The sequence below is a fragment of the Xanthomonas sp. BRIP62415 genome, from assembly GCF_003993515.1.
GTDB lineage: Bacteria > Pseudomonadota > Gammaproteobacteria > Xanthomonadales > Xanthomonadaceae > Xanthomonas > Xanthomonas euroxanthea.
The window spans coordinates 348,415-359,956 of sequence record NZ_QEZH01000037.1 but is presented as its reverse complement, the minus strand read 5'-3'; the positions used below and the strand labels follow the sequence as shown (position 1 = coordinate 359,956).

Here is an 11,542-nt window from a genome sequence, read left to right as displayed (position 1 = left end):
GGATTGGGGATTGGGGGAATCGGGAATCGGGAATCGGGAATCGGGAATCGGGAATCGGGAATCGGGAATCGGGAATCGGGAAAGCATCCGCGGCGCGGGGGGCTGGTGCAACTACTGTGACTGCCCCTGCAAGCAGAGCCGCCACGGCCGCTTTCAACCGGCTGGCGGTGTGACGCGACCTGGTTCAGCGTACTGCGCCTATGCGGCGGTGCCTCTCCACGATGCACCAACGACCACGCGCCGTCTCGATGCCGGCGCCGGGACCGGCGCCGCTGGATCAGAGGATCGGCACCAATCCCGCACCGAAGGCGGTCAGCATCCGCACCAGCAGCCACTTCGGGCCGACGTTGACCTCGGGGAAATCGCCTACCGCCACATAGCACTTCCGGAACTGCGGGTCCTGGCGCTTGAGCGGGAACGGGCAACCCGGCCCCGGCTGGAACTCGTAGTTGGTGGCGTAGCGCCAGGGCCAGAAATCCAGCACCGGCAAGGCTTCGGACACCTTGCCCACGCTGTAGTTCAACCCGCTCAGCACCGGCGGCTTTTCGCGCGGGGCCACGGTCCAGGCGTTTTCCGGTGCCATGTCGCGCGCGATGCTGGCCGCCAGCGCCTGCGCAAAGCGCGCATCGTCGATCACCACCGCCGCTTCGGTGTTGTAGTTCTCGCTGCGCGGATCGAAGTTGTGCGTGCCGATCACGCCGATGCGGCGGTCCACCACCAAGGACTTGGCATGCAGGCCCATACGCGCACCGGCACGGGTCACCGGCAGCGGCTTGTTGACCGCGCGCGTGCCCAGGAACGACGGCCGCGTCTCGGTGCGCAGCACGCGCCGATCGACCTCGCTGCCGCCCGGCACGCGGCCTGCGCCGCCCCCGCTGCCGCGGATTGCGCTGCCGGCCGTGCCGCCACCACCACCGTCACTGCCACTGCCCCGCATCGCATTGCCGGCTGCACTGCCGCCAATCACCCGATTGACGCGACTATCGTCGTCGGCCGGCTCGGCCGCCTCCGGGTTGAACGGATCGGGCACCAGGTTGGCGTAGTCCACCGGTGCATTCAGCGGGAACGGCTTGAACTCGTAGATGTTGAAGCCCAGCTCGCGCATGTTGCGGCGTTTGAACTTGTACGACAGCGCATACACGATCGGGTTGTCGGTGGCGGCCAGGCTGTTGGTGGACACCACGATACGCGGCGGCTGCGGGCGCTGGCGCAGTGCGCGGAAGATTGCCTGGGCCTGGTCGGACAGCACCAGGTAGGGCGTCTGCAGCAGCACTTCCTGCTGCGCATTGGCGATCAGGCCGTCCAGCTCGGGCGCGGTGGACACGGCCTTGGCGGTGTGTTCCTTGCGGTGCTTCTGCGGCAGGTCGGCCACATACAGCACGCGCTGCACCGGCATGGCCGGGGCCACGAACGCCTCGCGCACGAACTGCGGATCGCGCGCCTCCTGGTCGACCCGTTCCACCCGCTCGGGGCGGCGGAACGTGGCTGGCGGCATCTTCGGTGCGCCCTGTTCCAGCAGCAGGCGACCGACATCGTTCAGACGCTCGGCCGGCACGCTGCGGCGCGCGTGCCAGAACGCGTCGAAGTTGGCCGCCATCGCACGCACTTCCGGCCCGGCCAGGATCACGTCGCGGTCGCGGAAGTTGTACTCGCTGTCCCAGTCGTAATAGTCGTCCTGGTAATTGCGCCCGCCGACCACGCCGAGCACGTCGTCCACCACCAGCAGCTTGTTGTGCATGCGCTGGTTGAAGCGACGGAAGCAGCACACCACGCTGCCGGCATAGTCGAAGTAATTGAGCTTGACCTTGCCGAAGGTCGGGTTGTAGATGCGTAGCTGCAGGTTTTCATGGGTGCTGGCCAGCGCACCGAGAATCTGCAGATCGGCGATCGCCGAGAGCTGATCGATCAGGATGCGCACCTTGACCCCGCGCTGCGCCGCATCGGTCAGCGCATCCAGCACCATGCGCGCGCTGTCGTCCTTGTCGAAGATGTAGGTCTGCAGGTCGATGCTGCGGGTGGCACTGCGGATCAGGTTGAGCCGCGCCACCAGCGATTCTTCGCCATGGTCGACGATGGTGGCGTAATGCCGCGGCGCGGCCGGCGTGGAGGCGGTGATCGCCTCGCCACCCAGCGCGCGCAGCGGCGAGGGCTGGGCGCAACGATTGGCCTGCGTGCAGCTGACAACGGTGCTGCGGGCGGCGGCCGCCACCCCGGCGGCACGGTTGCGCTCGATTTGTGACAGGCCGGCACATCCGGTGCCGAGCAACAGCGTTGCCAGCACAATCACCCTCAACAGGAACCTCACGGGCGCCGCGCCTCCTGCAGCCGCCCACGCAGAATGAACGTCACCCTGTCGCCCAGGGCCATCTGCCACGCATTCATTCCGTAACGTCCACGCAGGACCGTACCTCGACTGATCACATCGCAATCATAGCCCGGCCGCGCGCATTCAGCCGGCACCACATGCAGGGTCTCGACGTGGGTGATTCCGCGAATGGTCAGGTTGCCGGTGATGTCACCGCCCTTCTTCACCACCTCCTCGGCGTAGGGACGCGACTCGAATTCCACCACCGGATACTGCGCGACGTCGAAAAAATCCTCACCGCGCATCCACGCGGTGTAGCGATCCTTGCCGGGAATTTCCACCTGCGTGGCATCCAGACGGAAACGCACCTGCTGGCGTCCGTCCGGCAATTCCGCCAGTTCACCGCGAAAGCGCGGAAAAAACCCTTCGATCTTCATGCCGAAGCGCGTCCTGATCTCGAACCCGAAGCGCGATTGCACCGGATCGATGGAATGCAGCTTCTGCTGCGCCACGCAGGGAAGAGCGACCCAGAGCGCGAGCCAGGCAAACCAGCGCAGCGACGATGGCACGGATCAAGGCCACCAGAAGGCGGTCAGGCGGGCGATGCCTGGTTCGATGGCCGCGTCCAGTGGCAGTGCCAGCAGGGCGATCGCGGCGGTCGGCATGCCGCGGTAGTCGCCGGTCTGGCCGCTGTGCATCAGCGCCGCCAGCCGTTCCAGGCCCGGGTTGTGGCCGACCAGCAGCAGCCGCTCGGCATCGCGGTGTTCGTCCACCAGGCTGGCCAGGGTGCCGGGGGTGGCGTCGTAGATCCGTTCGTCCAGGCGTTGTTCGATATAACCGGTGAGCTCCAGCACCGCTTCCAGCGTCTCGCGCGCACGCCGCGCCGGCGAGCACAGCACGCGATCGGGCACCAGGCGCTGCTCCCGCAGCCAGCGGCCGGCCGATTCGGCCTCGGCGATGCCGTGCGGGGACAGCGGGCGGTCCAGATCGGCCTGGCCGGTATCGGCCGGCTCGGCGTGGGCGTGTCGCAGCAGTATCAGTTCGCGCATGAAAACACTCCGGTCTAGGATTTCTTGAGCCACTTGAACAGCGGCTCCCAATCCTGTTGATGGTCGCGCACCTGCGCCGAGCGGTAATCGAACAGGCTGCGTCCCAGCCCGGCCATGACCACATAGGCCTGGGTGTCGCGCAGCTGGGCCACCAGGGGATAGGGCCAGGCGCCGATCATCTCGGCAGCTTGCTGCGAGGTCTGGGTCCAGGGGCGGGCGCGGTTGAGCACCAGGCCCACCGGCAGCTTGCGCTGATGCACGCGCGGCACCTTGGCCAGCGTGTTGAGGAAGCCGACCACCGCTTCGATATCCAGCGCCGAGGACAGCACCGGCACCACGATGGCGTCGACATGGTCGAGGAAGCCGCTCAGGTCATCGGCCATTGCACCGGCCGGGGCATCGATGATCAGCTGGTCGGTGCCGTCGGGCACCGCGGCCTGCCAGTTGCGACGGCGGGTGGCATCGATCGGCAGCACCGCACTTTCCAGGCTGGCGCGACGCTGCGCCCAACGCGTGGACGAGCCTTGCGGATCGGCGTCGGCCAGCACGGTGCGCTGGCCCTGCAGGGCCGCATGTGCGGCCAGATTGGTGGCGATCGTGGTCTTGCCGACGCCGCCTTTGGAGGCGGCCACCAGGACTGTCTTCATGCACGCCTCGCTTCCGGGAGCAAGCCGGCAGCGTACACCGCGACGAAGTGAGGAAGTAGTCGAAAGGCGTTAAACGTCCCTCGGCAGGCGCCATCGCGCTGCAACATCGGCCCCGGTACATGGCCGCTGCCGCATGCAACGACCACGCGGATCAGCGGATCAGCGGGGCTGGCTGCTCGCGGCGCCCGGCTGCCAGTCCGCCGGCGGTTGCGCGGCAAGGCCTTGACGCTGCAGGCGCGCGCGCAACGCCGGCACTTCGCCCTGCGTCAGGATCGCATCCAGTGCGGCGACCTGCGCATCGACCGAGGGTGCGCTGCGCTGCAGTTGCTGCTGCAGCCACTGCAGCTCCCGCGTCCGCGCCTGCCAGCGGGTGGCGTCGGCGCCGCTGCTCAGTGCGGCCATGCCCTTGGTGCCGATCACGGCCGTGGTCAGGGTGGACTCGTCGTTGGCCACGTTGTTCAGCACGACCATGCACTCGTCGCGTAACGCGGGCGTGGTGGCACCGGGGTTGCAGCGCCGCATCAGATCGCCGAGCGCGGGGAGTGCATGTGCAGACCAGGTACCCATCACGAACATCGCCGCCATGCCGGCGCCCGTGGACGGAAACCCTTGGGCGTCGAGTCGCTCGCGCAAGCTGACCGAGGCCAGCGATGGCCATTGCACGCCGTCGTAGACGGCATAAAGGGCCTGGCCCAGCTCCAGCACACCGCTGTCGAAATGATCGGACTGCACGGCCGCCTGCCAGGCGCGTTCGGCGGCCGCCTGGTCGCCGCGGCGCTGTGCAGCCGCATAGGCGCGCAGATGCACGGCGGCATTGCCGGCATCGGTTTGCTCCAGGAACGCCCGCGCGGCGCCTGGGTCGCAGCGCAATCCGGGGGCACAACCGACCGCTTCCATCCGCGCCACCAACCGATCGCGCGGCCGCGCGTCCAGGGCACGCTGCAGCCAGGCGCGCTGGATGGGTGCATAGCCTCCGTCTGCGGCCGACACTGCCTCGTCCTCGGCATCGATCCACAGCAGACCGGCCAGATACAGCTGCCTGGGCTCGCCGCTGGCCGCCATGCTGCGCAGGCGTGCCTGCATGGTCTGGCCGACCTGGCTCACCCAGTGAGTCATCAGCGGATCATCCGCCGGAACCGGTGGGGTGGCGGGCGATGCCGCCAGAGCGGACTGCGTCGCGAAGACGCCGCCAAGCCATAGCAGCGCAGTGGTGATCAAGCGATATCCGTGCATGTGTTGCTCCTGTCCGTGTGGGGCGCGCAATGGTGCGCGCCAGCATTTCACACGGGGTACGCCGCATCAAGCGGCCAGGCGCGCCAACAGCCAGGCCCATGCCGGCAGGGTCAGCAGCGACAGCAGGATGCTGTAGCCGACCATCGCCGCGGCCAAACGCGGCGCCAGCCGGTGCGAGATGGCCAGCGCGGCGGCGGTGATCATGGTGGGCATGGCCGATTCGAGCACGTTGGTCTGCAGCATCGCGCCATGCAGGCCGAGCGCCCAGGACAGCGGCAATGCCAGCACCGGCATCACGGCCAGCTTGAAGACCAGGCCGACGGCCAAGGGTTTGAGTTCGTCTGCAGGCAGGCGCAACTGCAGCGAGAAGCCCACCGCCAGCATCACCAGCGGCAGCATCGCGTCGGCCAGGCTCTTCAAGCCCGAGCCGATCCAGGCCGGCGGCTGTTCCGGCATCACCGTCAGCGCGAACAGCAACGCCCACAGCGGCGGAAACCGCAGCACGCGCACCAGGATCAGCCGTGCAGTCGGCGGCGTGTCGCCGCTGTAGCGGGCCAGCACGTACAGCCCGAACGTGGACAGCAGCACGAAGGTGCCGAACTGGTCGTAGACCACCGCATACGGCAGGGCGTGATCGCCGATCAAGGCGCGCACCATCGGAAAGCCGATGAAGCTGGAGTTGGTGAACACCACGCACATCAGCAGCGCGGCGTATTCCTCGCGCTTGAACCGCAACAGCCGGCTGCAGCTCCACAGCAGCGGCACGATGAGTGCGGTCAGCAACCACGGCGTGGCGATCACGCCACCGAGCGAGGCATCCAGATGCAGACGCGGCACATAGGTCAGCACCGAAGCCGGCAGGCAGATGTACAACACGATGCGATTGAGCACATCGGCGCTGTTGTCCGGCAGCACCCGCAGGCGCGCGAACAGCAGGCCGAGCCCCAGCATCGCCAGAATCAACGCAAATGCATCCACCGCCATGGCGTGGTCAGGTCCGTGGGAGAGCGACGCTCAGGATCGCATAGTGGGCGTGTCGTGCCTGGATCGATGCCGGGCTGGATTGGCGACCAGCCAAATCGGCAAGCACGCCGACGCGTCGCGCAGATCGCTCGATCAACTCCTGGTGACGGACATGCCGAGTCTTGCGGTTACCCGGGTGCCGCCAAACGCTGGGCGTTCGAGAGGCGCGCTGCCTCACCGCTCGCGGGACACGCCGTAGAGCCATCCGGGGAGGCTCGGTGACGGCATCCTTGCCGCCACACGGTCCCGCAACCGGCGAGGGCACCGCACCAGGAAAGTTGGTCGGCGCTCGCTGTCTGTCGTGCGGCGTGCACCAGACGTGGAGCAGATGCATGCTGATCGAACAGGGCATATCGAGCACCGCTCTTAACCTTGCGCACCGACCATCCCGACTGGTCCTTGCCCGCTCACCGTCGCGGGACCTTACGCGGCATGGATGCCGCGTAAGAGCCTACAAGGACGTACTTGCGGCGTGTCCCGCGATGGTGGGCGGGCAAGGGCCCCTGCAGCCAGGCCGCAAATCATCCGCTGTACGACTGACCTGCCCGCACAGGCCAACCGCAAGTCGCGTTGGCCTGCTGGTGCCGGCCGCAAAACGACTCGAGAGGTGATACAGCGGCGCGCTGCAAGGGCTTTCCGCAGCACCCCGCCGAGTTACGGAAATGCCGGCGGGTTCGCCTGCCATGCGGCAAAGACCTCGGCCAGCGTGGCGCGTTCGGCCTCGCGCCAGTCCGGCAGCAGGGTGGCGTAGCCGGTGGTGCTGCTCCAGCGATCCGGCCAGGTGCGCACAGCGGCGGCATACCACTCGACCGCTTCCTGCTTACGCCCGGTGCGCCATAGCGCCAATGCCGCAGTGGTCGGCAGCCAGGCCGGCGCGGCCGGGCGGCCGTTGGCCAGGGTGGCCCACTGCTGCAGGGCCTTGTCGGCCTGGTCGGCGCGCAACAGGTCCCAGCCGTAGTTCCAGGTGATGGCGCGGTATTGCTGGCTGCCACTGGAGACCAGCCCCAGGGCGCCCTGATAGAGCTCGTCGCCCAACTGCGTGCGTCCCCCCGCATAGGCCAGCGACGCCAGCTGCGCGCGCGGTTCGGCAGCGCGGGCGTCACGCTGCACCATCGCCGCCAAACGGTCGATCACTGCATCGCCCTGCCCCTGCACGGCCACCACCGCCTTGGTGGTACCGCGATCTTCGTCGAAATAGAACTCCTTGGGCTTGGGCAGGTTCTGCGCCTGCGCCATCGACCACACGCCCCCGAGCAAGGCCAACATCGCGGCCCATGCGTATTTCCTTTTCACTGGCTTTATCCCCTGACAGCAAACGACCCTTCCCGTTCCCATCGTAACCGCAGCGCGGCGGCTGCGCATCCGCATGCAACGGGCGCGTGAAAGGCGACTGCTACACTTTGGGCCGCCGTTTTGGAATCCGTCGGGCGTGTCATCCGGTTTCGGATGACACGCACCGGGTCCCAGCCACCCTTTCCGGGCACGCCATGACCAGTACCGCTGCACTCTCTTCTCCCGACGCTGCCAACACGCCGGAACTCGGCCAGGTCGATGCGGATTACACGCTGGAGCACAAGTACACGCGCGCCGACGGGCGCATCTACTTGTCCGGCGTGCAGGCACTGGTACGGCTGCCGTTGATGCAACGCCTGCGCGATGATGCCGCCGGCCTTGCCACTGCCGGCTTTGTCAGCGGCTATCGCGGCAGCCCGCTGGGCGGCTTCGATCTGGAACTGTGGCGTGCGCGCAAGCATCTGGACGCGGCCAGGGTGACCTTCACCCCCGGCCTCAACGAGGACCTGGCCGCCACCATGGTCTGGGGCACCCAGCAGACCAACCTGTTCCCCGGCGCCAAGGTGCAGGGCGTCTACGGCATGTGGTACGGCAAGGGCCCGGGCGTGGACCGCAGCGGCGATGTGTTCAAGCACGGCAACGCCGCCGGCACCTCGCCGCATGGCGGCGTGCTGGCACTGGCCGCCGACGACCATGCCTGCCGCAGCTCGACCCTGCCGCACGGCTCGGAAGAGGAATTCGTCAGCGCGATGATGCCGATCCTCAACCCGGCCGGGGTGCAGGACATCCTGGACATGGGCCTGCTCGGCTGGGCGATGAGCCGCTATACCGGGCGCTGGGTCGGCTTCAAGACCATCGCCGAGACGGTGGAATCTTCCGCCTCGGTGGATGTGGATCCGTTCGCACGCAGCATCGTGCTGCCGGAGGACTTCGCGCTGCCGCCGGGTGGCTTGAGCATTCGTTGGCCGGACCCGCCGGTGGACCAGGAAATGCGCCTGCATCGCTATGCGATCGCCGCCGCACAGGCCTTCGCACGCGCCAACCGGATCGACAAAGTGGTGCTGGATTCGCCGCATGCGCGGCTGGGCATCGTCACCACCGGCAAGAGCTATCTGGACGTGCTGCAGGCGCTGGAATACCTGGGCCTGGACGCGCAGGCCTGCGCGCAGATCGGCATCCGCGTGTACAAGGTCGGCATGACCTGGCCGCTGGAGCCGGTGGGCATCAGCGCGTTCGCGCGTGGGCTCGACGACATCGTGGTGGTGGAGGAGAAGAAGGCCTTCATCGAGCGCCAGATGAAGGAGCTGTTCTACAACTGGCCGGCCAGCGCCGGTGCGCGGCCGAGCATCGTTGGCAAGTACGACGAGCAGGGCGAATGGATCCTGCCCTCCACTGGCGAGCTGACCCCGGCCACGATCGCGGCAGTGATCGGCAAGCGCATCCAGCGCTTTGCGCTGCCGTCCAGCGCGATGACCGAGTCGATTGACCACCGGCTGCGCTGGATGGAGACCAAGGAAGCCGAAATGGCCTTGCCGCGCGCGCTGTTCCCGCGCGTGCCGCATTACTGCTCCGGTTGCCCGCACAACACCTCCACCGCGGTGCCGGAAGGCGCGCGTGCGCTGGGCGGGATCGGTTGCCATTACATGGTGACCTGGATGAACCGCTCCACCGACACCTTCACCCATATGGGCGGCGAAGGCGTCACCTGGTCGGGGCAGGCACCGTTCACCGAGACGCCGCACGTGTTCCAGAACCTGGGCGACGGCACCTATTTCCACAGCGGCTCGCTGGCGATCCGGCAGTCGGTGGCCACCGGCGTCAACATCACCTACAAGATCCTCTACAACGATGCGGTGGCGATGACCGGCGGCCAGCCGGTGGACGGCACGCTCACCGTGCCGGACATCGCGCACCAGCTGCGCGCCGAAGGCATCCACGCGATCATCGTGGTCAGCGACGACATCGGCAAATGGACGCGCCGGCGCGAGCGCTTCCCCAGCGACGTGGCGTTTCACGACCGCAGCGAGCTGGATGCGGTGCAGCAGCATCTGCGCACGATCAAGGGCGTGTCGATCCTGATTTACGACCAGACCTGCGCCACCGAAAAACGCCGCCGCCGCAAGCGCGGCAAGCTGATCGACCCGCCCAAGCGCGTGATGATCAATTCGCTGGTGTGCGAGGGCTGCGGCGATTGCGGCGAAAAGAGTTTCTGCGTGTCGGTCTTGCCCAAGCACACCGAATTCGGCCGCAAGCGGCAGATCGACCAATCCAACTGCAACAAGGATTATTCCTGCGTGTCGGGCTTTTGCCCGAGCTTTGTCACCGTGCATGGCGGTGCACCGCGCAAGGGCAAGCAGCGCGATGCCAGCGCATTGCTGGACAACCTGCCCGCGCCGCCGCAACGCACCACGCTGGAACAGCCCTGGAACATCCTGATCACCGGCGTCGGCGGCACCGGCGTGGTGACCATCGGTGCGCTGCTCGGCATGGCCGGGCATCTGGAAGGCAAGGGTGCCACGGTGCTGGACCAGACCGGGCTGGCGCAGAAGGGCGGCGCGGTGACCACGCATATCCGCATCGCGCGCCGGCCGGCCGATATCCACGCGGTGCGCATCGCCGCCGGCGAAGCGGACCTGGTGCTGGGCTGCGACATGGTGGTGGTCAACGATTACTGGGCCCTGTCCAAGGTGCGCGACGGCCGCACCCAGGTGGTGCTCAACACCTACGAAGCGATGCCGGGCAACTTCACCACCCAGCCGGATCTGCAGTTCCCCGCCGCCGAGATCATCGCCGGCGTGCGCACCGCCCTGGGCGGCCAGGAACCGCTGTTGCTGGATGCCACGCAACTGGCGACCGCGCTGCTGGGCGATGCGATCGCCAGCAACCTGTTCGTGCTCGGCTATGCCTGGCAGCACGGGCTGGTGCCGCTGTCGCATGCGGCATTGATGCGCGCGATCGAGCTCAATGGCGCGGCGGTGGCGATGAACCAGCAGGCGTTTGCATGGGGGCGGCTGGCGGCAGTGGATCTGCCGGCGGTGCAACGCGCTGCCGGTATGACCACCGCTGACACGTCTGTGCACCTGCACGGCGACACGCCGGCCGCGCGTGCGCCCGGCAGCTGGGAAGACCACGATCTCGGCGGACAGAGCGCGCCGCGTGCATTGGCGCGGACCGATGGCAGCACGCTGCATGGCGAGGTCGATGCGCCGGTGCATCCGCTCGACGATGAGCAGCTGGCGCAGTCCTTGGACGAGGCGATTACGCGCCGCATCGCGTTTCTGACCGACTATCAAGACACTGCCTACGCGCAGCGCTATCTCACGCTGGTGGAGCGCGTGCGTGCGCAAGAGGCCCAACGCGCGCCCGGCAGCACTGCCTTGACCGAAGCTGTAGCGCGCTATGCCTTCAAGCTGATGGCCTACAAGGACGAATACGAAGTGGCGCGCCTGTACACGCGCGGCGACTTCCAGCGCCGGCTGCAGCAGCAGTTCGAAGGCGACTACACGCTGCGCTTCCACCTGGCACCGCCGCTGTTGGCCAGGAAGGATGCGCACGGCCATGCGATCAAGCGCGAATACGGGCCGTGGATGTTCACTGCGTTCAAGCTGTTGGCGCGGCTGAGATTCCTGCGCGGCGGCAAGCTCGATGTGTTCGGCTACAGCGCCGAACGGCGTGGCGAGCGTCAGCTCATTGCCGATTACGTGGCGACAGTGGACACGCTTCTGGAACGGCTGGATACCGACAACGTCGGCCTGGCGGCGCAGATCGCCAGCATTCCCGAGCATATCCGTGGCTATGGGCATATCAAGCACGCGCACCTGGAGGAAGCCAAGGCACGCCAAGCCGCGCTGCTGGCGCAGTGGCGCAATCCCAAGGCCTTGCATGTGGTGCAGGCGGCCTAGACGACAGGGCGGCCAGGTCCGCGTTGCAGCGCTGGAACCTTGCGCGCGGATCGGCTGACGCTTGCCGGCAGTGCAGTAGCGACAGGCTCC

General features: G+C 67.4%; 8 protein-coding genes. 1 reads left to right on the top strand and 7 read right to left on the bottom strand.

Going from position 1 to position 11,542, the window contains the following annotated elements; all coding sequences use genetic code 11:
* Window positions 1-277: 277 nt before the first annotated feature.
* From EO141_RS20900 to EO141_RS20870, 7 genes are all read right to left on the bottom strand, one after another.
* A complete protein-coding gene (locus EO141_RS20900) occupies window positions 278-2,305 on the bottom strand; it encodes a phospholipase D family protein (RefSeq protein ID WP_127170168.1) in 2,028 nt (675 codons plus the stop codon).
* A complete protein-coding gene (locus EO141_RS20895) occupies window positions 2,302-2,874 on the bottom strand; it encodes a YceI family protein (RefSeq protein ID WP_104585767.1) in 573 nt (190 codons plus the stop codon). Before EO141_RS20895 ends, EO141_RS20900 begins: the two co-directional genes overlap by 4 nt.
* Window positions 2,875-2,877: 3 nt before the next feature.
* A complete protein-coding gene (locus EO141_RS20890) occupies window positions 2,878-3,354 on the bottom strand; it encodes a histidine phosphatase family protein (RefSeq protein ID WP_016904234.1) in 477 nt (158 codons plus the stop codon).
* Window positions 3,355-3,368: 14 nt separating this feature from the next.
* Complete coding sequence (locus tag EO141_RS20885; protein ID WP_104585765.1) at window positions 3,369-4,001, bottom strand: ParA family protein; 633 nt, start codon at window positions 3,999-4,001, stop codon at window positions 3,369-3,371.
* A gap of 159 nt (window positions 4,002-4,160) precedes the next feature.
* Complete coding sequence (locus tag EO141_RS20880) at window positions 4,161-5,234, bottom strand: hypothetical protein (RefSeq protein ID WP_127170167.1); 1,074 nt, start codon at window positions 5,232-5,234, stop codon at window positions 4,161-4,163.
* Window positions 5,235-5,300: 66 nt separating this feature from the next.
* Entirely contained in the window at window positions 5,301-6,218 is a 918-nt protein-coding gene (locus EO141_RS20875; RefSeq protein ID WP_104650431.1) for an AEC family transporter, read from the bottom strand.
* 693 nt (window positions 6,219-6,911) lie between these two features.
* On the bottom strand, window positions 6,912-7,550 hold the full coding sequence (locus EO141_RS20870; RefSeq protein ID WP_127170166.1) for a tetratricopeptide repeat protein: 639 nt from the start codon (window positions 7,548-7,550) through the stop codon (window positions 6,912-6,914).
* Between the two features lie 194 nt (window positions 7,551-7,744).
* Here EO141_RS20870 and EO141_RS20865 point away from each other — a divergent pair, with 194 nt between their 5' ends.
* Window positions 7,745-11,452 (top strand): indolepyruvate ferredoxin oxidoreductase family protein, encoded by a 3,708-nt coding sequence (locus EO141_RS20865; RefSeq protein ID WP_127170165.1) that lies wholly within the window; start codon window positions 7,745-7,747, stop codon window positions 11,450-11,452.
* Window positions 11,453-11,542: the final 90 nt, after the last annotated feature.